Consider the following 21875-nt stretch of genomic DNA (forward strand, 5'->3'; position numbering starts at 1 on the left):
AAATTGAACCTTCTATCCGAACAGTTTTTTATGAATTTCCTGACTCTAAGAAATCGGATATCCACTACATTGCACAGCAGCTTTTTTCTTTTGGCCTATTGGGCATTATCATCGAATGGATCCGGGATGGTTTCCAGGAATCTCCCAATGAATTGTTGGAAATATTAGAAAAAATTTCAAATGAAACCTAGATTATCACCCATTAGCGTGAATAATCCAGGTTTCATTATGTGCTTCTCTTAAACTGCCCCGATTGTCTGGTTCAATACTGTAATCAGCCCTTCCATCTGCTCCCCGTTCATCATTCCAAAACTTACTATGGATTTTAACGGCATAGCCTGCATCATTGCCTGTATTGCCTCCGCGCTCATCATATCTCCGCTGTCTGCAGCCTCCTCATTTGGCGTGTTTGCTGCCATCGCTTTCTGAGCCTCTGCCATCATCTGCTGTATGACCGCCGCTGTCCTTGGATCCGCTAACAACTCTCCCAACGTTGTAGTTCCGTCTACTGTAAAAGGAAGAAGCTTCTTTGTCCGGAAGGTAATCGTTGTTTTGGCTTCCAGACAGTCACTGGACGGGCCTATTGAGATTTCATAGCTTCCGCTTGGCGCATACCAATCCCCAAGCGCCTCGTGATAATAAGACAAATCTCTGGCACACAGTTTAAAAGTAACCGTTTTCCTCTCTCCCTGTTCAAGCGGCACTTTTGCGAAGCCTTTTAACTCCTTATCAGGTCTTCCAAAGGTTCCGTTCCTGTCACTGACATAGAGCTGTACCACTTCCTTGCCTGCCCGCTCTCCCTTATTTCTTACATCGATGCTTACCTCTATCGTTCCCTCGTCGTCCATTTCTTCTGCAGAGGCGCGCAGATTTTCAAAAGCAAAACTTGTGTAAGACAGCCCATGTCCGAAAGCCCACCTTACCGGTATTTTCTTTTTGTCATAATAGCGATACCCTACATAAACTCCCTCACCGTAATGCACCTTTTTGCCGTCTCCCAGGAAGTACAAATAACTGGGGTTATCTTCCAGCCGGTAAGGAAATGTCTCTGCTAAATGTCCACTGGGGTTTGCCTCTCCATACAGCAGGCGGTCGCAAGCCTCGCCAACGCCCTGTCCGCCCAGGTACATTTCCAGAATTGCCGATACCTTATCCGCCCAGGGAACCTCCACCGGACTTCCGTTGTGCAGCACAACCACTATGTTGGGCTGTACCCTGGCAATTTCCTCGATCAGCGCGTTCTGGCAGTCTGGCATTTTCATATTCTTACGGTCAAAGCCCTCCGATTCAAAAGAATCCGGCAGCCCGGCAAAAATCACCGCCACATCAGAGGATTTTGCAAGTTCAATCGCCTCTGCAAATTTCTGATCATCCTTTACATCCCCATCAAAGGGAAAACCTTGCGCATAAGTAACGTTTCTGTCTTTTTTCTGTGCCGCCTCCCATGCGGATGTGACCCTGCTTGCATTGATATGGCTGGAGCCTCCGCCCTGATAACGGGGCTTTTCTGCGTATGCGCCAATATAAGCAATTTTTTTCCCCTGTTTCAACGGAAGGAGGCCGTTATTCTGTAAAAGCACCGCACATTCCGCTTCAATATCCACCGCCTTTTTATGGTCTGCTTCACGGTCAAAGACCGCATCCGGATTCCTGTGATCCACATAGTCAAAGACCACTCTCAAAAACCTTTCTACCGCCCTGTCCAAAAGCTGCTCGTCAAGTGTTCCATCCTGCACGGCTTTTACGATCTTCGCATCGTTCATGCCGCCGGAAGAAGGCATTTCCAGCTCCAGACCCGCCGCCAGACCCTTCACACGGTCATTTACCGCACCCCAGTCCGTCATCACATATCCCTCAAATCCCCATTCGTCACGCAGGATATCTCTCAAAAGTTTTCGATTCTCGGATGAATAAACCCCGTTGATTTTATTATAGCTGCACATGACCGTCTTAGGCCGGGCGGCTTTTACCGCTTCTTCAAACGCCGGAAGATAGATCTCGCGCAACGTGCGCCGAGAAACCTCAGAGGAACAGCTCATCCTGTTATACTCCTGATTGTTCGCGGCAAAATGCTTGATGCTCGTACCCACTCCCTTGCTCTGCACCCCGCGGATATATGCCGCCGCCATTTTCCCCGCAAGATAAGGATCCTCTGAAAAGTATTCAAAGTTCCTCCCGCACAGAGGGCTCCGCTTGATATTCACGCCGGGGCCGAGCAGTACGCTGACATCCTCCGCCTGACATTCCTCTCCCAGAGTTTCCCCCATTTTTTCGATCAAATCCGTATCAAAGCTGGATGCCACCGCACAGGCCGCCGGAAAGCATACAGCCTTGATGCTTTCATTCACACCCAGATGGTCCGTCTCCCCCTCCTGCTTACGCAGTCCGTGAGGCCCGTCGGACACCATCACCGATGGGATGCCGAGTCTTTCGATTCCTTTTGTATGCCAAAAGTCCGCGCCGGAACAAAGCCCGGCTTTTTCTTCCAAAGTCATCTCCGCAATTAATTTTTTGATATCTCTTGCCAAAATATTTCCCCCCTTATCAATCTTACCTTCGGTACAGCTTCACTTCGCCCACGATTCCCGTAGGCTTGCAGTCCTCAAATTTCTTTGGCGGCTGCCCCGGTACCGGGTCCTGACAGCGCTCCCGCTCTAAAGTCGTCGCTACCTCAATCCGAATCTCATTCGTTCCTTCATGAAGTGCAGTCCCCAGGGAATACAGGAACGGTTTTTGTACTAAAATTCCCTGGCTGGCTCCGTTGACAAACACCTCCACGCCTTCCCAGGCGTCGTCAATTTCCAGATAAACATTCCGGGACACTTCATCCAACTTTACACTGTTTTCGTACCGGATGACACCGGAGAAATCAGGCAATTCTTCCCCGACGTTTCGGAATTCCTTTTTGGTTGTGTGTCCCGTAAAGTCCGGGTATTTTGCTGCCGCCGCTATGCTCCGCGTCCATTCCCCCGTAAAATCAAGCAGCTCTATCCCGGGCTCACCATCTCGCAGTGTCCTGCACTTCTCCTTAAGCATCTCCTCTTTGGCAGTTCCCGCCATCAGAAAACACGTTTCGCCTGATGAAAGAGAAAGGGGCATTTTCAGGATTCCTTCTTTTTCCACCATCTCTGCCGGATAACAGCAGTCCCTCCACGGGTCATATTCGTACCGCTTCCTGTCATCAGAAAGGAGAAGCTCTCCCTCATAGGCATCTTTCCCCTCATTGACGATATAAAATACATCCTCCGCTCCAAGATAATGCAGAATCCGAATGTCCTTGTCCGCCGGACAGATTGCGGCATCCGCAAGGGAAAACACGCCCATTTTACCCAAAGTTTCTTTTAAATCCTTTTGTTCTACCATTGGCAGCGTAGCTATCCTTTCGGACAGGGTATCATCACTGTCATAATATCCTTCCGGATATCCTCCCACAAAAATCACCCCGCACTGATCCTCCGGCAGCTTCTCCAGTGCCTGTGCGAAGCTTTTTCCAATGTATTGCGCGTATGGAATCAGCAGGACTCGATATTCATACCCATTCACTTTCAGTCCGTTATCCAGATTCGCATGGTACTTTTCCGGTTCACAAAATACATCGGCCGGCAGGAAATGGTAATCTATCTGCATTTCGGCAAGTACTCTTGCGGGCTTCTGCATCAGCATACATTTACCCGTCCACTCCGCTTCCGCGTGATAGAGAATGGCAACACGAGTGGAAGTCTTCCCGCCATCTAAAAGGGTGCACACACGGTTCATGTAACGCATCAGCCAGCCAAAATGGCGGTACTGGGGATTATGCCCCCCTGCGTAGAAATGCGGCGGGCAGTCTGGGTCCGGATATTCCTTCGGCGAAAAGGCATGAGGCACAAAACGGTTTACGCCGCGCACCATAAAATGATCCGCCAGATATTTTTCCAGACGCACTCCTTCCTCCCAGCCATAATTCCCGAAGATCTCACACATCGTGCGCCCATGCTTTTTCGGATCGATCGCTCCTGATGATACCCCAAGCTTTCCCAGCACAAAATGATAAAACTCTCCGTCCCTGCTGGAAAGGAATGTGACAACCTGCAAATCTTCTCCCTGCGGAAGCACCTGGTTCCCAATATTGTCAATGCCCGCCATATCCTGCCCGGCAAGCCCTCTGAAATAATGCCCAAGGCTGCTCCCGGTGCGGGCATGCTGATTGTTGTCCTCTATGAGATGCCCGATATATAAGACGCCATGTTCCCTGCACCAGCTCCCGATCTGCTCGGAAAAGCACTCCCGCACCAGTTTTGTCACAGCATCCATATAGGCATACCGCACCTTTGCCGTCTCATGGGGATTGGCGCCATTTTCCCACAGAAGATATAACTTCTCCGCATACTGCTCCCCGAGGCTCTCGGAAAGTCTCTGTTCCAACTCCCTGCTCCACGGCAGATCCTGATCTGTACCCAGGATATTGTCCGCCGGATACATGCCGCCATTGCCAAGCTCCGGCTCATCCGAGAAGAAGCCCATAATAGTACTGCCAAAATCTACACCGTAATGTTCAAAATGCTTTTCGTATACCTCATCAATAAGAATACGGCAAGACTCCCTATCCAGCATATTGATATACTGCCTGTGACCGCCTGCGTTCCGCGTCAGATAGGTCACATAAACTCTCCAGTTCCCTTCCTCCGGGGTAAATTCCACCTTTTTCCCATCCGCTGACAAAGAAAGCTCCAGCACCTCGCCAGGAGCGCCGTCCTCCTTGATCCGTACCGCCCTTGCATCCAGAATCACTTCGTCATAGTACAAGCGCTCCGGCTTCTGGTAAGCCCCAAACTGCTGCATCATCTGCTCGAACCCGCTTAAGGGCAGTTCTGGTTCTTCGGCTGCATCAAAGCACACCCTGTCCCCGGCTGCTGCATCCCTCCTATAGCAATACACACTCTGACGGTGCAGTCCGATCGGCTTTTTTTCCATCGCACCATTGGCAAATCCGGTGGGGAAATGACTGTCATCCAGTATCCACACCTTCATCTGCCTTTTTTTCGCCTCGTCCAGAATAATGTCCATGTCATGCCACCACTTCTCGCCGCAGAAATCCGGGTGTGGTCTGCTCTCCACACAGACGGCATCGACATTACTCTCCTTGATCACCCTCATGTAATCCCGAAGCGTTTCTTCCTCTTCCCCATGCTGCCAGAAAAACGGAAAAATATAATCTTTCTTCATTACTTCACCTCTTCCGCCCTCATTTTCTTCAGATCCTTGTCAATCCGATAGATGACTGCCAGCACCACAAACAAAACCATCAGAATAAACGGAATGATATTGAACACCATATGTATAGCAGTCGTAGCGCTTGCAGACTGGACAGCCAGCGCAGCGTTATAACCGGCACGGCCCATCACGATACCGAGAAGCCCTGACGCAATGCCGCTCCCGACCTTTCCTGTGAAGGAATTGACTGAGGTAATCAGACCTTCCACGCGCACACCCGTTTTTCTGGCGCCATACTCCATACAATCGATCAGATAGATACTGATCATCATGGAAATCGGAACCTGACCCACTGTGATAAGGAGCGAACCAAGAACCAGCGTTACCATATTCGTCCCGCCGACAATACGGACTATGAACCCCGCCGCGGATATGACAGCGCCAACCCTTAGCAATGTCGTAGCCCCGAATTTCCTGCTAAGTACCGGAAAACCGATCAGCATGACAGGGGTAATCAGGCTTGCCAGGCTTAAAACGCTTGCCAGGCCGATGTCTCCCATAATCCATTTGAAATAATAATTATTTGCCGCAGTACCCATGTTCGTGGTCAGATTGACGAGGAAATTCATTCCGGCAAGGATAAAGATATATTTGTTTTTCGCCAAGCACTTAAGCCCTTCTTTCATAGAAATCTTATTGCTGGCCTTATCATCGGACTTTTTGCTGTCCTCTTTCTGCTCCGTATCCGTGACAACCTCTTTCACAAAGACAAAGCGCAGCATACCGATCAGCCCAAGAGGAATACCCATGACACATGCCATAGCAGTCCAGCCCGCTTTCGTTGTGCCGATCCCCTGAATCAGCTGCGGAAGCAGTGCAGACATGACCACGGAACCCACCATGACAAGCGCTCCGTTAAAAGACATCATTGACACCTGATTTTTACTGCTCCGTACACTCCTAGCAAGATAAACCGCATCCGCACCGTTTAAAAAGGTGGTGCAGATGGACTGAATCAGAGAGTACATCAGGAAAACATAGATACTTTTTCCCACAATGCCAAATTCCGGGGTCGAATACAGCAAAATGGTAAACAGCCATGCAAGCAGAATGAAAATCTCATACGGCCTTGCCTTTCCCCATTTCGTGCGGGTATGGTCAATGATGAATCCCACTGCCAGGTCTGTCATGCCGTCAAACAGCTTGGATGCAAGCAGCAGCGTTCCAACCAGTGTCGCAGGCATCAGCAGGATATCCGTGCAGTAATATGTCAGCTGCATGATGAATACCAGATTGATCGCTAGAGACACCGCTCTGGATGACCATGCCCATTTCACATATTTGGGCAATTTTTCATTTTCGGCTGTCGTATTCGGGTCCAGCCAGTTCGGTTTTGTTTTCTCCTTTGCCATTTTATTTACCTCCTATAAACTCAGTTTTTCCTTCAGTTCTTCCATCACATCATAAGCGCTGTACTCCATCGGAATGGAATAATCATCGTTCTCGCCGTGAATCGGCGTCCATACCTGCGCGTAGAACGGGTTTTTCTTTGCGATCTTCCCGTATTTCCACTCATGGGCAAGGCACTTTGGGCACCAGTGTCCCCCCTGCAGCGCCGCATTCACCGACATCTTGAACTCATGTCCGTCAACACATTTCCACCGGATCGGCGTGTAAATATCCTCCGGAGCCTTTTCTTCAAGGCAGCTTCCCCCGCGGAATGCCGCTGCTTTCTGCAAATCCTCCAAAGAAAGGTTCTCAAGTCCCTTTTCTTCATCATATCCATGGTCAAGGTAAGTCACTTCCTCGCTGGGATGATAAAGCGCAAAGCCCTCGTCAAATCCCTTGATCTGCTGCTGTTTTTCCCTGGAGCCCCAGAATGCCCTGATCCAGTCTTCCTCATCGTTTTCCAGCATCCAGTAAGGCCCCCTGCGCAAATGTCCGATTCTCTCATAATTGGCTCTCATCTGCTCCGCCGAAGGGAACATCGCCGCAACCATCGGATTTGCCGCCATGCGGCGCATTTCCTCCTGTACGCCTCCCCAGTACTGCTCAGCCGGGATACAGCGGAAGTGCAAGATGTCATCCAGCTTATCCGCATCTGAATAATAATGTCCATGGAAGTTGTAGGTAGCCAGCATTTTGTTGTCATACAGCTGGGTAATGTCTATCCCAAAGGCTCCCATGCTCATGTTCAAAAGCTCCCAGGTGGTCTTACGGTATCCAGCGCCGCTGCTTAAGTTATACCCCTTTCTCCAAAAGTCCTCCGGCACCCAGTCCTCGCAGAGATTCGCCATGCAGATCCCGGATTCAATGGAGGTGCTCCACTCAAGCACATTGTTGGCGGGCATATGGAACACGATCGGGTCGTCACCTGAATCGTGAGCCGGGTGCATACCGGTCTGCCGGATGGACACCCAGTGCTTTAAGCCGGATTCATACACCGCCAGCTCCGAAAATACCTTTGATATGGCATAATAGTCAAAGATGGACGGGTTGACAGGATCTCCTACCCTTCCCCAGTGGATCGGGTCTGTTCTGCCTCCAGTCTCCGCCACCGTTCCCACATAGGCAAAATGTACTTTGTCTGGGTCCGGCTGCTCCCTGATCGCCTTGATCAATTTCAGCGTTGACCCGATATTCGTGTAAAGCGTCTTTTCCGGGAACTCGTCTGACATCGGGGATACCATCGCCGCAATATGCAGCACATAGTCAGCGCCGTCTACGCAGCGTTTCAACGTGTCATAATCATCCATATCACCCCAGACAACCTCAAGGGAAGGGCTGTTATACTTTTTCAGCAGTTCCCTGTTTTTGTCCGAAGGTCTTGCAAGGATACGCACCTTAAAGCGGTTCTTCCTCTCCAAAAGCTGCTTCATGGTTTCCTGGCCCATCATTCCTGTGGCTCCGGTGACGAACACTAACTTTTGCGGCTTTGTAACCTGTGCATGTACCTCGGGATCGTCAAAGGAAAGCGCCGCATCATAGGCTTCCCTTACGGCGTCTAACGCCCTGCGCGCCTTCCCGGCATCTCCGATGACCATGTATCCGGCTCCTACTTCACGCGCCGCCTGCTCCAGCGCACTGCCGTCCCTTGCTCTGGCTCCTATGGCAAGCACCGCATAATCGCATGGATATTCCACCGTCTCTCCGGCTTTTTCTCCGACAACCTTCCCCTGCGCAATCTCTGTCACGGTCACTTCCGTAACCGTTTCAATTCCTGCCTGCTGTACGCTTTCCACTACACAATATTTGCGGGCCGCCCCCATATCGGCGCAGTATTCCTTCATCATTTCGAGGGCAGTCACCTTACAGCCTTTCTCCACAAGGTACTCCGCGACCTCCATACCAACCATGCCGCTGCCGATCACTACCACATTTCCGGACAGCCTGACCTTTCCATCCAACACATCATGGGAATTTATTACGTTTTCCCTGTCATAACCCGGAATTTTGGGGATAACAGGCTCTGAGCCTGTCGCGTTCAATACGGTATGCGGTTTCAGCTCCCGGATCAGTTCTCCCGTCACGGTCGTGTGAAGATGGATATCCACTCCCAGACGCTCCGCTTTCCTGCCCATAGCAATTACAGCCGCTTTCATCTCCGCCTTTCTGGGGGCTTCCCCGGCTGTCAAAAACTGTCCGCCAAGCCTTCCCGATGTCTCACACAGCACCGCATGATGCCCGCGTTTCGCTAGAACAATTGCCGCTTCCAGTCCCGCAATACCGCCGCCTGCAATCAGAACCTTTTCCGGTTTCTTTGTATTGACGATCTGGCAACTTTCCTCACGCCCCACTGCCGGATTTCTCAGACAGGTAATATGCGGGCAGTCGGCATTTGAAAATCCGTCCAGACATCCCTGGTCGCAGCCCACGCAGTAGTCAATATCCGCCACGGCTCCCGCCTTTGCCTTATTGCAGAATTCCGGGTCTGCAAGCTGCGCCCTGCCCATGACCACCAGATCTACTTTGTCTTCCTCCAAAATCTTTTCTGCCAGCTCCGCCGTGTTGATCCGTCCTACGCCGATGGTCAGCATACCCGTTTCATGCCGGATTCTTGCCGCATTCTCTATATTGAACCCCTGCGGAATGTCGATCGGCGGCACTTCATATTTGCTTGCCGGGGATATGATATTCCCTCTGGATACATCCAGCACATCCACCCCGGCTTTCCCTGCTTCTTTACAAAACCAGATCACATCCTCTATCGTAAGACCGCTTTCCAGATAATCGTCCTGTGCGCCAATTCTCATAAACAAAGGCATCGTTTCCGGGATGTTCTCACGGATCGCCCGAATACATTCGAGCGGAAACCTTGCCCGCCTCTCCAGGCTGCCGCCATATTCATCCGTCCTGTGATTGATTCCCCCAGAGAGGAAGGAATGGGGCAGATAATTATGCGCACAGTGAAATTCAATGCAGTCAAACCCCGCTTTCACAGCGCGTGCGGCGGCTTTCCCATAGCAGTCCACGATTTCTTTGATTTGTTCCACACTCATGCCCGGCAAGGTCATCTCGGCGCTCACGGGCATATCGCTGGCAAACAGCATTTGGGCGGTCTGATCCATTCCCACCGCCAGGCTTCCCTGCCAGAGCTGCAGACCTGCCTTTCCGCCCGCCGAATGGATCGCATCCGTCAGTTCCTTAAGTCCCGGTATGTACACATCTTCGCTGATAGACAAAAATCCTCTGGGCGCACTGGGCGTATGGACGCTGCATACTTCCACGATATTTAAGCCTGTGCCTCCCTCTGCCCTTGCAGCGTGGTAATGGATGTGCTGCGGTGTTACAAAGCTTGCCTTCCCGGAGAACTTTGTACCCATAGCCGGCATAATCACACGGTTTTTCATCTCCATTCCACGAATCTGAATTGGGGAAAATAGTTTTTCAAACATTTACCCAACCTCCTTTTCCTATTTTTCTATAATAAAACTTTACAATGTACAGAAACTGCATGGTCAATACCGAAAAACTGCTAAAAATAATTTTCCAAAAGCGGACTTTATGTTATACTGATTGTGAAAATTGACGGTAAGCCCTTTTTCCGCCGCCAAAAAAGGAGGAATAATTGTACAGTGGACTGTACAAAAAAGATATGAAGATTCAAGAATTATGCAAATGCTGCAAGATATCAAAACGAAATGTATATTTTTACATCAAGGAAGGGCTGCTTGAGCCATCCTGTGATGAACAGAGCGGACGATATGTATTTACAGAGGCGGACTGCACGAAGCTTTCCCTGATCGTATGTCTGCGCAATGTGGACATGCCCATCCCTTATATCCGCTCCATCCTAAATAAACCCGTACTGACCAGCTATTATCTGACTACACATATGAATGAAATCCGCCGCCAATGCGACCGGCTTGCGCAGACTCTTGGCAGCATGGACATTCTCCTGCAAAAGCTCCCAATTGAGCCGCAGCTTTCAGACCTTAAGCAGCTATGCATGGAAGCGGGCATTACACCCGATACGACAAAGGAAACAGAGGACTCCTACAGCATCAACGATGCCATACTCGCCAACCGTTTCCTCTTAAGCCCTTTTTCCTTTGAAAAAAATCCGACGGAATACCAAAACTATCTTTGGATTAAGATCAATCAGCTTGCAGCCGGGGAGCTGCGCAAGGATTACCGGAAAATCAATGAATTTCTGTCGGTCATATCCCCCTCCGTGCGTGATAAAGTCTATGCACAGGAAAACAAGCGCTGTGTTTCCATCACGTCAATGTCCCAGGCAGACTGCGCTGCCTACGCAGCAAAGGCCAGGATGGATATCTGCCATGCTCTTGACACTCCTGCGGCAGTCAAGCTTTGGAATAACTACTATGAATCCTTTTTTTCCGTCATCAACCGAATTTATGATTCGGAAATCGGAACCTTTATGCAGGAATTGAACCCTGTATTTACTTCTTACTGCCAAAATATCCATCTGATCTGCCAGCTTCTGTACGACTGGCTCTGCTCCCCGGAAGGCGATCCGGTTCTCACCCGAATGAAGAACGCCTTCCCGGAGCATTTGGATATCGAAAGCCATTACCACGGGCAGTTGGAAAGTATTGCAAACCTGATCGATTTGTGCAAACTGCTATAGCGTTACAAATCGACACAAACCGCCTTTTTAGTTGTTCCGTTTCACTAAAAAAATTTTGCCTTGAGAGGGTTCAAAAGCGGAGGCATGAGGGGGTTCAAATTTCCGGGGAGGGGGGCAAATCGAATCGACTTTATCGGCCGTCCAATCTTCCCCGCACACAAAAAGAGGGCTTCCAGCCAATGACCATATTCGCTGAAAGCCCTTGTTTTCTGCACATTCCCGTGGGATTCGCATTATCAAAATGTATCCCTTTACGCAATTACATATCCGCATATATCCCGGCACATTCAGATTCCGGGTTGCTATTGATACTCTCCGTGTAATATCTCACCTGTTTCTCATAACTTAAATCCTTGAAGAACAGATTAACAAGGCTCTTGATTACCTAAAAGATGAGAAAAACCGTGAAAAAGTTGTACAAAACGGAATTGTCATCGCCCAGTTAGTAATTAAGCTGACTAATAAGAGAAAATAACTTTCTATATGAATTACCCCATACTTCATACGGTGTACAAAAAACAATTTTTGAGTGGACTAATTATTATAGTGGAATACATCACTGTTTACCCTTCGGCAACATCCGCCCTACTTTCAAGAATGAACAGAAAATTAAAGCATAAGGGTGAAAAGTCTTAAAAATAGGCTTTTCACCCTTGCTTTATATATAACAGTTACAAAAAGGCCTGTCAACAGCAGGCGGTAAATCCGCCTGTTATTCTGCCATGTTCGATTACTTCGGAAGCCGTCCTTCGTACATGATACTTAATTTTCCATACACCTGAGCCCAGTTCCGGATGGTTGTGGACCATTTTTTTGTAGCCTCAAAGGTTGCTAAATATAACGCTTTGAGCAACGCTGTGTCGCTTGGAAATACGCTTCGCTGGCGGTTCAGCTTTCGATAGATGGAATTCAGTGATTCAATGGCACTTGTCGTGTAAATGACCTTCCTGACCATTGCTGAAAACTTGAAAATTGGGTAAATGGCATCCCAGTTATTCTTCCATCGCTTCATGGAATTCGGATATTTCGGTGTCCATTTTTCTGTCACCCGGCCAAGGGCTGCCAGAGCCTTCTTTTCATCCGCTGCCTGGTAGATAGTTTTTAGATCTGCGGCAAATGCTTACACATCCACTTCGTATGTACAAGTGAATTCGCACGTTTCCGTTTCTCTGATGAGAAACTCCAACGTACTCAACAGGTTCTATCCGCCCCATAAATAAGACTGCCCGTCCACGATAATTATGGACGAGCAGTCTATTTTATTTATGCACTGGCAAATCTTTCTATACCATTACAAATGCACATGCGGTTGGAGCTAATTTAAATGCTTCTTCTACTGTTACTGGAGTTAATTCCGGAAGTTCATCGTTTTCACCAAGTACAAGTGGTGTTCCATTTAATGTCATCACACGAGAGCGGAATTTATCCTGACCTTCAAGAACAAAAACTTCTGCAGCTTTTGGAAGTTCTACAGTTGTAGTTTCTGTTTTTGAATTGTTAACAATCAGGTAAGCAAGCCCTTCTTTGCCGTCTTTACGTGAATGTGCAAATACGTGTGCACATTCTTTTGTCATGTTTGTACGATATACATTCTGACCCATAATACGATTCCACAGTAATACTGCAAAATAGTTGGGACGTGGCATAAAGTCACCGTGATTTAAATATCCATATGCAGAAGAACATAGTGTGTTATGGAAAATTACACCATCTGTAACTGTTGGAAAATCTCCCAATTCGTTTAATGTACGTGGAACATCAGCATATGTAGGTGCCCATGTATTTCCGCCACAGCCAGCATCACCCGATTCTGTTACCCACATCTGTCCGCCCGGAACATATTTATCACGAACTGTTGTATAAAAACTTGCACATGCTTTTGCAATTCCCAAGTATCTATCTGTTAAGATTTTTTCGAAATCCCAGTGTCCGCCCATTGCTGCGCCACGTTCTGAAATTCCATTGTAATAGTGATAACTAAATACATCTAATTTCTCTTTTCCATTACCGATCAACTGATCTGTAGTTACTCTTTCTAATGCAGAAGCGATACCGCCGCCTACTCTATCTTCTCCTGTACTCACGATTTCTGCCGGAATATCTCCACAAGTACATGGACCTACTAGTAATGTTTCCGGATAATTTTCACGTACAAATGCACAGAAGAGATCATGGTCACGACAGAAATCCTCTGCTGTATATCCAGCAGGGAGTCCACTCATTGCCATCATATTCGGTTCATTTGTAAATTCTACCGCGTCAATCGGAACACCATATTCACGACTATAATCAAAGATTAATTTTGTCTGTTCAGGATTCCATGGTTCATCTGCGCTATGAATTCCAGGACAGTTTGCAACTGAAATTAATAATTTTCCGTCTACTGCCTTTACAAAATCAAGAACACCTGTCCACTGATCTTTTGTTAATAAATTCTGGAATCCTTCTGGAACAACACCATTAGTATGTCCATCAAAATCATAATATGTTTTATTAGCCCAAGTACCAGAAATACGTACCCATGCAGAACCCAGTTCTTTTGATAACTTGCGAAGGCGTGGATTATATAAATCAACCGGTTCATAAACCTGCTGTAATTTTGCCATGTCTCTCCAGTCACTGATTACAGGAAACTCTTCTGTTCCATCTACCTGCGCATCTGTGTATGCTTTCCAAAATGTCCCACCTGTAACTTCAGTCATTTCAATATTATAAGACACTAATCTAGGATCAACCTGACGAATAAGTTCAAGTCCGTTTTCTTTTAATTGAATTGTCTGACTCATTGTTTTCCTCCTATTTTTAGAATAAGTATTATAGAAATCATTATAACAATCCACAATTTTTAACATAAGGGACAAAAAAGAGAACTTTGGGACATTCTTCCACAAAGTTCTCCTCTGTTTTTTGTACAAATTCAACATATAGCGTTATTCTTCTCTAATACTCGGAATCAGAAGCACCACTGCATTTACGATTTTTTCCAGAGGCGTTACAAAACTTTCCTCATACCAGGATTCATACACTTTTACCAAACCTGCACTGATAAAAGTTCCTATCCAAAAAGCATCCCCACTATCTGCTTCCATGCTTTCCTGTACGCCATATTTGCGAAACTCTTCTATGGTAAACATCATTAAATCCTTCTCCATTAAAAGTCCCATGGTCTCATGTTTTTCCCTGTAAAAACTCAGAAAGTGTTCAATGAAGTTTCGCGTTCCCTGAATTCCTTCTTTATCCTGGATATATTCTATAAAAAGTTCATTTAAATGGTATTTTAAAATATCTTCTTTCGTTTCAAAATTACGATAAAAAGTTTTTCTGTTCACGCCCGCCATCTGACATATTTCTGTCACTGTAATTTTTTTAAATTCCTTATATTTCATAAGAGAAATCAAAGCATTTGCGATAGCACGTTGTCCTCGTATTATAATATCACCACTTCTCTGCCTCATAACCCAATCCCCTCTTAATTTACTTTCATTGTATCACAATAATCTTTACTTTTTCAATTTCAATGTGGCAAAATAGCCAAATTCCGCTCAAAACTTTTTTCAACAAAAGGGACAAATCCTGCAATAGTGTCCATTATAACAATCACATTAATCTTTTATAATCAAGGTATCGTAATTAATATAATATAAAGGAGGATGTTATTTTGAGCAATAACACAAAAGAAATCAAGATTCGCCCTTTTGGTGTTCTTGATAAACTGGCTTATATGATGGGGGATGTAGGTTGTAATATCGTACTTACACTTGCCAACAGCTACTTATTAGTATTTTACACAAAGGTTATGGGGGTTTCCGGTGCAATCGTTGGATCAATCTTCATGTTAGCACGTTTTGTTGATGCTTTTACAGACGTATTTGTTGGACGTGTCTGTGATACAAGAACCAACAAAAAAGGTGAACGTTACCGTTACTGGATGGCTTATGGAAGCTTGCCACTTGTAATTACAAGTACTTTGATGTACAACTACTTCCTTGCTGCTGCACCAATGACAATCAAAGTAATCTATTTAGCAATTACCTATATTCTTTTTGGTTCCATTTGCTACACTGCAGTGAACATCCCTTATGGTGCTTTATCGAATGTTGTTACATCTGACACAACACACAGAGCCGGTCTTTCCACATGGAGAAGTGTAGGTTCTCAGATTGGTGGTGTTATTTTAGGTATCGTAATTCCACTTGTTATTTATGTAAAAGATGCAGATGGCAATAATATTGCCAGCGGTCCTAGATTCTTTGTTGTATCTATCATTTTAGGCCTCGTAGCACTTGCAACAATTTTATTCTGCTGGAAGTTCAGCATTGAACGTGTTCGTTTAAAAAACCAGACTGGTACAGAAAAGAAATCTGACAACAGCTTAGTTGTTATCAAAAAATGTTTTACAGACCGAGCTTTATTAATGAACTTCGGAAACGGTATTTTCATTTATGCAGCTATTCAGATTTTTATGTTATTCAACCAGTACATTTTCCTGGATTACTTTGAAAATACCAGCCTTTCAGGTTTGGCAAGTATTGTAATGTTCTTAGGTATGATGGCTTCTGCACCGGTCGCTACAATCTTTGGTAAAAAGATTGGTAAAAAGGAAGTCAGTGTAATTGGTTTAACAATTTCAACACTTGCTTATATCGTAATCTTTGTAACAAGAGTAAGCAATCCATTCCTTTACTTCATTGGTGCATTCTTCGCATTCTTTGGACTTGGAATCTGTTCTATGTTAAGCTTTGCTATACTTAATGACTGTATCGACAACTACTATTTAAAAACAAATACAAATGCTGGTGGAACAGTATATGCCATGAACAGTTTCATGCGTAAAATGGCTGGTGCCGTATGTACCGGTGTTGGCGGATGGAGCCTTACATGGATTGGATATGCTGAAACAGCAGCTGTTCAGACAGAAGCTGTAAAACAATCTGTATTCAACATTGCTATTGGTATCCCGGCAGTATGCTTCGGATTGTCACTTGTATTTATGATTTTCTTCCCACTTAACAAAAAACGTGTAGAAGAAAATAACAGCAAAATGGCAGAACTTTCTAAATAATCATAAGGGGCGTTGCAAAATAGATGAGTAATCATCTATGAAGCAGCGCTCCATTTTTGTGTCAAAAACAGAAAAAGAGGAGGGCGCAAAATCATCATTTTAGAGAGATGCAGATTTCTTAATATTCAATCTGAGAAATCACAAAGTTATCCGTTTTAACAAATGCTCTTCCTTACTTCCCTATCCAATTAAAGAATTTTCTTACTCCGGCGCTCCAACAAAACAGTCTCCTACCACTTTCCAAAACGGTCCTTCGCCATTTTCTCACGATACCCAATCTCACGAAAACCAAATTTCTTGTGAAAGCGGATACTCGCCTTATTAACAGAAAAAATACTGACATACAGACACCAATCCCCTGTCTATAACAAACCGGATACAATTTTATCCCTTAATTCCCTGACTTTCCTCTCAATTTTCTCTGCTGTATCAATAAAGACATCATCATCCTTCCCTGTCGGGTCATCCAGCCCCCAGTCCTCCCGGTGTTTACACGGAAGAGATGGGCAGGACACATTACATCCCATCGTAATCACAATATCAACAGGCGGGATTTCAGAAATCAGCTTAGAATACTGCGTCTCCTCCATGTCAATCCCATACTTCTGCTTCACAATCCTTACCGCATCCTGGTTAATCTGCGGCTTCGTCTCTGTCCCCGCCGAATAACTCTCAAACACGTCCGAAGCAAACAGCCTTCCCAACGCCTCGGCAATCTGGCTCCGGCAGGAATTATGAACACAGACAAAAGCCACTTTCACCTTTTCCCTGTCCATTTATCCCCGTACCTCTCTCAACAGCCTGACAACTTCATCCTTCTTAAGCACCTTCCCAAAACAGACCACCTTTCCATCTACCACCAGAGCCGGGGTAGTCATGACACCATAAGCAGCAATCTGTGTAAAATCCGTCACATGGTCAATCGTTGTATCCATTCCCAGCTCGGCAAGGGCTTCACGGGCTGCTGCCTCCAATTCATTACATTTTGCACAGCCGGAACCAAGCACCTTCACACTGGTTCCTCCCTGCTTATCCGCTTCTGCTTTTGCCATGGTTTCTGCATTACAATTTCCTCCACAGCAGCATCCCGTCTCCTTCACTTCCTCTTTCTTCTTTCCAAATCCAAATAATGCCATAATCATTACCTCCTATTCGTTTTGTAAATTAACAACAGCACTTCTTCTGGGAATCTCCTGCCCCTTTCTTTGCTTTCTCCTCAAAGAAAACCCGCAGGTTTTCAGGCAGTTCATAACAGACCTCATAAGTTCCCTCATCCCATTAAATAAAGAATGAATGAAAAATATTGAACAAATATCCCACCAAAATAATACCTGCCGTACAAATACCGATAAACAATCCCAGGAGTCTCGGCTTTACAGCCTTACGAAGCATAATCATAGACGGCAGGGACAGCGTGGTAACCGCCATCATGAAACTGAGAACCGTACCAAGCTGAGCGCCCTTAAACAACAGCGCCTCAGCCACAGGAATCGTTCCGAAAACATCCGCATACATCGGAACACCAACCAAAGTCGCAAGAATAACACCAAACGGATTATTGCTTCCAAGAACTGCTTCAATCCAATGCTCCGGTATCCAGTTATGAATCACCGCACCGATACCTACACCCACAAGAATATACGGAAAAACTTTCTTAAAGGTGGAAACCACCTGGTCCTTCGCATAAACAAGGCGTTCCTTCTGAGACAGCGTGGGCGAATCTATGTCAACCCCGCTGGCATTGCGGATAAACTCCTCCACATAAAGCTCCATATGCAGCTTCTCAATCATGGTGCCGCCCACGACCGCAATCACCAGTCCCACTACTACATACGCAACCGCAACCTTCGTACCGAAAATACCCATCAGCAGAAGTAGACTGCCAAGGTCCACCATCGGAGAGGAAATCAGGAAAGAAAAAGTCACCCCCAACGGAAGTCCGGCACTGGTAAACCCGATAAACAACGGAATAGAAGAACAGGAACAAAACGGGGTAACCGTCCCCAGAAGCGCCGCAATACAGTTCGCCCATATACCATGGAAACGTCCCATGATTTTCTTACTCCGCTCCGGCGGAAAATAACTCTGGATATAGGAAATCAGAAAAATCAAAGTACATAGCAGAATCGTAATCTTAATCACATCATAAACAAAAAACTGAACACTTCCGCCTATCCGTGTACCCACATCCAGCCCAGCCGCTGTCAGCGCATTCCGAATGAGGGCATTCAGCCACTTCATACCTAAAATCTGGTCCTGTATAAATTCCCAGATCATTTACAGCACCCTCCCTTCTCTCCACAACAATTCAACCCCTCAATAAACTGCTTAAAGCCATTCAATGTTTCACAGTTCAAAGAGTAATGGCTCCACTTCCCCTCCTTCCTGGTGTCAACCAGCCCACATTCACATAGAATCTTCATATGATGGGAAAGTGTAGGCTGCGTAATCTCAAACTTCTCCAACAGCTTACAGCCGCATTTCTCACCATCCGATAACATCTGAATAATCTGCAGACGGTTAGAATCACCCAGGGCCTTACAGATTAAAGCTACATCTATCATATTCATATCATCACCTCATATAGATATTTGTCTATGTGTTATTATATGCAATACATAGATGATTGTCAATGTATTTTTTTTAATAATGCTTCAGAATTTATCCATATCCTCCTCCATAGTCTCCCTGTTTCTCTGCTCCGCCTTCTTCTGCTGCCACCGGCGGTAATATTTCTGATATTCCTCTTCCGGAACCTCTATCCTAGCCATTTCTTTTCCAGACTGGATTTTGATTTTTCTTTCTGACATCCGCTGTCCCTTTCTTTACTTAACAGTAAAGCCAGACATGAACAAATGTCCCTATCCAAAAAGTAGAATAGGCGGGTGAAATTTTCACCCGCCCCTCATCAAACCGTGCATGAGGTTCTCCCTCACACGGCTTTCCGACATTCTTCTTTCTACAGCATTGTGTCATCCGATAGCCATTTTCTTTAATCCCTTTTCGTAAATGCTACTCCTAACAAATCCCACTATCCAGCCGATGGCAGTATTCCAAACTTCCAGTGTGCAAACAGATTCCTATCACGCTTTGCTATTTCTCCTAACCAGTATTCAGCTCTTTTCCTTGAGTTTCGGTTCTTGTACTTTCTTCTTACCTAGTAGACCAGCCGTCCGTTGATGTATCTTAGAACCTCATATATTTCTGATTGATAGAAATACCATCAGTTTATCTTGGTTTACATTATCAAAAAACTTTTCGATATCTGCATCCACTATATAGTAACCTTTATTGTTACACGCTTTTCTTACTTCTTCGAGTGCCTGTTTTGCACTACTTTTCGTCGAAATCCGTAGGAACAGTCTCTAAAGTCAGCTTCGAATACTGGCTCTATGGCTATCTTTGTCGCCATCTATATGATTCTGTCCTTGATCGTTGGTATTCCAAGAGGTCTTTCACTTCCGTCTGATTTTGGTATCATAACACATTTTACAAGGGATGGTTACTCCAATAGATCCTTTGTCAGCTTTTGCTCGTTTCCATGCTTCAACCTCCCATCAGAAGTATGATTTCGCCCATGTGTGCAAGGCTCAACTTCCCTTTGTTCTCTTTCGAGACCTTTTTTAACGATACGGTAGAATTCACTTAATGTTACGGTCTGCATGATTGATCGCACACTTTTATCTCCCCAAAAACCCGAATTATACCATATTGAGAAATCCAATCCAAAAACATTTTTGCTAATGCAAAATACTCCTATCTAGTTTTCGTCTCTTTAATTAGATCAGAAACCAGATCGTAATTTTGACCGTTGATATTATATTTCATGGTCACCTCCGAATAACTTTAAATTTCTAAGCTATGCCCTCCCCGATATTATCATCTAAGAAATTATCTGTTGATAAAAGACCAAATTGTTCATAAAAATGCCTTTTCTTCACAATCTCCATAGCTTACTATGCTTAATAAAAATTTCTCACTCTCTAATACAGGACATAATTCATAAAGTTCATAGTTTATCCTCCGTAAATTCCCCATGGAAATCACAAGCTGTACGCACCATTTCCCATGAATTTCCATGTATATTTAGCATTTTAGAAGGTTTTCTTTGCTTAAAATCCTTCGCATACGCCTTGTCCTCAAAAGCATGCTCATGAAAAGCAGTCCAATAATCCAACGCCTCATGAAATCATATCTTTCTGAAATCATCGATTTTTTCAAGTTTACCTAACTGCATTTCATCACTACTATTTTTCTTTATTCTTTGGCGGTTTTCTTCTCAATTTCAATATCACACTTTTCTGACTGGCTGTTTCTTGAATTAATTCAGTCAGATATAATGCCTTTTCTTTTACAGAAACATCCTTTTCCTGTTCTGCTGTTTTCATCTTCTCCATCACTGCCTGTAAGTCATCCAGTTCCAGAAGATTTACTGCCAGACAAAAGAACGTCTTTTTGCGACCATCATTATAATTCTTAAGTAAATCCGCCAGAATTTCCGTCTTTTCGATCTGTTCAGTCTTATATGCCTCTATGCCAAGTGCTTTTATTTTTTCAAAATCCTTAAATCTGTTACGGTGTGTGATAAAGGAATCATACTCCTCTGTTATATCATATTTTTCGCATGGAAAGCTCCTGCATTGAAAACAATATTCTATTTTCCCATGCTCCAGACTGCACTTTGCAATTTTGCAGGACTGGTTTCCCTCCCCGCCCCCGCATCCAGGGCAGTATCCATCCAAATGCATGGTGCATAAACCACAATTTAAACCACAAAGAGAAAACAACAGGTCTTCCCTGATAAAATTCTTCACTAAACTTTCCCCCATACGTGTTCTTTTAAATAAATCTTCTCTTCTTCTATATCAAGAATTCTCCACGTTAGCAGATTCTCTACCACCTCGTCCAACTTTCCAAAATCAAAGTGTTTAATCTTATTCTCTTCCTTTAATGTTCTAATTTCATTCGCTAACTGTTCCCGTGTATGACCAATCATATAAGCATTTCTTTCATGAAGGACATATACTATAACAGCTTCATCATAACTGAGCTGTTCTTCTGTCAAACCTGATTTCTGAAAGTATTTCATCATAGTTTCAATGCCATGCTTTTCGTCCACTACTGTTTCTCCTCCAAAGTGCAAAATCTCCTAATCATCTGGTGGTAAAAAGAAGTGAGTATCAGATATATTCCCCATGCCCCCCCTCCTCTATCTCAAAAAAAATAAGTGTATTTACATTTTAACATGATTTACTTCATCAAAACAGTTCCTCTTTGTGTTTTCTGCTTTATTATGTATACCCCACTGTTTCCGCAGACATTTTTTCATTTCCTCTTATTCAGTCTAACATAACAGCTCTATATATTAACAGAAAAAGCAGAGTATAAACTCCGCTTTTCCGCATAAAATCAAGGTGATTATTCCGGGCGATTAGCCCATGCGCTGAAGCGCGTTCAGCGCATGGGTATCGCCGTTTAGCAAAGGCTGGTCGCAGTTCAGCCCAGGTCATCAAGCATGTGATAGAT

General features: G+C 45.2%; 17 protein-coding genes and 1 pseudogene. 3 read left to right on the forward strand and 15 right to left on the reverse strand.

Features of this window, described 5'->3' with window-relative positions:
* Positions 1 to 14: 14 nt before the first annotated feature.
* Positions 15 to 191, forward strand: a complete 177-nt coding sequence (locus tag HGO97_RS24500) for a TetR-like C-terminal domain-containing protein (RefSeq protein ID WP_408610842.1) — start codon at positions 15 to 17, stop codon at positions 189 to 191.
* A 48-nt stretch (positions 192 to 239) separates the two neighbouring features.
* Here HGO97_RS24500 and HGO97_RS04360 read toward each other — a convergent pair whose 3' ends face one another.
* Genes HGO97_RS04360 through baiCD form a run of 4 tightly spaced genes read right to left on the reverse strand, consistent with a single transcriptional unit; the run spans position 240 to position 10088 of the window.
* Positions 240 to 2495, reverse strand: a complete 2256-nt coding sequence (locus tag HGO97_RS04360; protein ID WP_216239866.1) for a glycoside hydrolase family 3 C-terminal domain-containing protein — start codon at positions 2493 to 2495, stop codon at positions 240 to 242.
* Between the two features lie 55 nt (positions 2496 to 2550).
* Positions 2551 to 5205 carry a glycosyl hydrolase family 2 protein gene (locus HGO97_RS04365; RefSeq protein WP_216239798.1) on the reverse strand — a complete coding sequence of 885 codons (2655 nt, stop codon included), beginning with the start codon at positions 5203 to 5205 and terminating at the stop codon, positions 2551 to 2553.
* The gene (locus HGO97_RS04370) at positions 5205 to 6605 is read right to left on the reverse strand and encodes an MFS transporter (protein ID WP_216239799.1); all 1401 of its coding nucleotides are present in this window, start codon (positions 6603 to 6605) and stop codon (positions 5205 to 5207) included. Before HGO97_RS04370 ends, HGO97_RS04365 begins: the two co-directional genes overlap by 1 nt.
* Before the next feature lie 12 nt (positions 6606 to 6617).
* Complete coding sequence (gene baiCD, locus HGO97_RS04375; RefSeq protein ID WP_216239801.1) at positions 6618 to 10088, reverse strand: bile acid Fe-S flavoenzyme BaiCD; 3471 nt, start codon at positions 10086 to 10088, stop codon at positions 6618 to 6620.
* 173 nt (positions 10089 to 10261) lie between these two features.
* On the opposite strand from baiCD, the gene HGO97_RS04380 reads away from it, so the two are divergent.
* Complete coding sequence (locus HGO97_RS04380) at positions 10262 to 11287, forward strand: MerR family transcriptional regulator (protein WP_216239804.1); 1026 nt, start codon at positions 10262 to 10264, stop codon at positions 11285 to 11287.
* 730 nt (positions 11288 to 12017) lie between these two features.
* On the opposite strand, the pseudogene HGO97_RS04385 reads toward HGO97_RS04380, so the two are convergent.
* From HGO97_RS04385 to HGO97_RS04395, 3 genes and pseudogenes are all read right to left on the reverse strand, one after another.
* Positions 12018 to 12407, reverse strand: a pseudogene (locus HGO97_RS04385) (transposase); the annotation flags it as partial.
* 163 nt (positions 12408 to 12570) lie between these two features.
* Complete coding sequence (locus HGO97_RS04390; protein WP_216239806.1) at positions 12571 to 14073, reverse strand: beta-glucuronidase; 1503 nt, start codon at positions 14071 to 14073, stop codon at positions 12571 to 12573.
* Positions 14074 to 14217: 144 nt separating this feature from the next.
* Positions 14218 to 14742 (reverse strand): TetR/AcrR family transcriptional regulator, encoded by a 525-nt coding sequence (locus HGO97_RS04395; protein ID WP_216239808.1) that lies wholly within the window; start codon positions 14740 to 14742, stop codon positions 14218 to 14220.
* A gap of 203 nt (positions 14743 to 14945) precedes the next feature.
* Between HGO97_RS04395 and HGO97_RS04400 the strand changes: the two genes are divergently transcribed.
* The gene (locus HGO97_RS04400; protein ID WP_216239810.1) at positions 14946 to 16349 is read left to right on the forward strand and encodes an MFS transporter; all 1404 of its coding nucleotides are present in this window, start codon (positions 14946 to 14948) and stop codon (positions 16347 to 16349) included.
* 362 nt (positions 16350 to 16711) lie between these two features.
* On the opposite strand, the gene HGO97_RS04405 is transcribed toward HGO97_RS04400, so the two are convergent.
* From HGO97_RS04405 to HGO97_RS04440, 8 genes are all read right to left on the reverse strand, one after another.
* Positions 16712 to 17125: an arsenate reductase ArsC gene (locus tag HGO97_RS04405; RefSeq protein WP_216239811.1), complete on the reverse strand. Its 414-nt coding sequence runs from the start codon at positions 17123 to 17125 to the stop codon at positions 16712 to 16714.
* The gene (locus tag HGO97_RS04410; protein ID WP_216239813.1) at positions 17126 to 17485 is read right to left on the reverse strand and encodes a thioredoxin family protein; all 360 of its coding nucleotides are present in this window, start codon (positions 17483 to 17485) and stop codon (positions 17126 to 17128) included.
* A gap of 142 nt (positions 17486 to 17627) precedes the next feature.
* Positions 17628 to 18626 carry a permease gene (locus HGO97_RS04415; RefSeq protein WP_216239816.1) on the reverse strand — a complete coding sequence of 333 codons (999 nt, stop codon included), beginning with the start codon at positions 18624 to 18626 and terminating at the stop codon, positions 17628 to 17630.
* Positions 18623 to 18919, reverse strand: coding sequence for an ArsR/SmtB family transcription factor (locus HGO97_RS04420; protein ID WP_216239818.1), 297 nt, complete (start codon positions 18917 to 18919; stop codon positions 18623 to 18625). The genes HGO97_RS04415 and HGO97_RS04420 overlap by 4 nt, the downstream gene beginning before the upstream one ends.
* A gap of 84 nt (positions 18920 to 19003) precedes the next feature.
* A complete protein-coding gene (locus tag HGO97_RS04425; protein WP_216239820.1) occupies positions 19004 to 19159 on the reverse strand; it encodes a hypothetical protein in 156 nt (51 codons plus the stop codon).
* A 1108-nt stretch (positions 19160 to 20267) separates the two neighbouring features.
* The gene (locus HGO97_RS04430; RefSeq protein WP_216239822.1) at positions 20268 to 20429 is read right to left on the reverse strand and encodes a hypothetical protein; all 162 of its coding nucleotides are present in this window, start codon (positions 20427 to 20429) and stop codon (positions 20268 to 20270) included.
* A gap of 167 nt (positions 20430 to 20596) precedes the next feature.
* Positions 20597 to 21163 (reverse strand): DUF3795 domain-containing protein, encoded by a 567-nt coding sequence (locus HGO97_RS04435; RefSeq protein ID WP_216239869.1) that lies wholly within the window; start codon positions 21161 to 21163, stop codon positions 20597 to 20599.
* The gene (locus HGO97_RS04440; RefSeq protein WP_216239825.1) at positions 21163 to 21468 is read right to left on the reverse strand and encodes a hypothetical protein; all 306 of its coding nucleotides are present in this window, start codon (positions 21466 to 21468) and stop codon (positions 21163 to 21165) included. The genes HGO97_RS04435 and HGO97_RS04440 overlap by 1 nt, the downstream gene beginning before the upstream one ends.
* Positions 21469 to 21875: the final 407 nt, after the last annotated feature.

This window comes from Faecalicatena faecalis, assembly GCF_012524165.2.
Taxonomy (GTDB): domain Bacteria; phylum Bacillota; class Clostridia; order Lachnospirales; family Lachnospiraceae; genus Faecalicatena_A; species Faecalicatena_A faecalis.

Excerpts from the sequence above, each read along its gene's own strand:
- HGO97_RS04360 (WP_216239866.1), bottom strand. The coding sequence starts at position 2,495 with ATGACTTTGGAAGAAAAAGCCGGGCTTTGTTCCGGCGCGGACTTTTGG.
- HGO97_RS04365 (WP_216239798.1), bottom strand. The coding sequence starts at position 5,205 with ATGAAGAAAGATTATATTTTTCCGTTTTTCTGGCAGCATGGGGAAGAG.
- HGO97_RS04370 (WP_216239799.1), bottom strand. The coding sequence starts at position 6,605 with ATGGCAAAGGAGAAAACAAAACCGAACTGGCTGGACCCGAATACGACA.
- baiCD (WP_216239801.1), bottom strand. The coding sequence starts at position 10,088 with ATGTTTGAAAAACTATTTTCCCCAATTCAGATTCGTGGAATGGAGATG.
- HGO97_RS04390 (WP_216239806.1), bottom strand. The coding sequence starts at position 14,073 with ATGAGTCAGACAATTCAATTAAAAGAAAACGGACTTGAACTTATTCGT.
- HGO97_RS04395 (WP_216239808.1), bottom strand. The coding sequence starts at position 14,742 with ATGAGGCAGAGAAGTGGTGATATTATAATACGAGGACAACGTGCTATC.
- HGO97_RS04405 (WP_216239811.1), bottom strand. The coding sequence starts at position 17,125 with ATGGACAGGGAAAAGGTGAAAGTGGCTTTTGTCTGTGTTCATAATTCC.
- HGO97_RS04410 (WP_216239813.1), bottom strand. The coding sequence starts at position 17,485 with ATGGCATTATTTGGATTTGGAAAGAAGAAAGAGGAAGTGAAGGAGACG.
- HGO97_RS04415 (WP_216239816.1), bottom strand. The coding sequence starts at position 18,626 with ATGATCTGGGAATTTATACAGGACCAGATTTTAGGTATGAAGTGGCTG.
- HGO97_RS04420 (WP_216239818.1), bottom strand. The coding sequence starts at position 18,919 with ATGAATATGATAGATGTAGCTTTAATCTGTAAGGCCCTGGGTGATTCT.
- HGO97_RS04425 (WP_216239820.1), bottom strand. The coding sequence starts at position 19,159 with ATGTCAGAAAGAAAAATCAAAATCCAGTCTGGAAAAGAAATGGCTAGG.
- HGO97_RS04430 (WP_216239822.1), bottom strand. The coding sequence starts at position 20,429 with ATGGAAATTCATGGGAAATGGTGCGTACAGCTTGTGATTTCCATGGGG.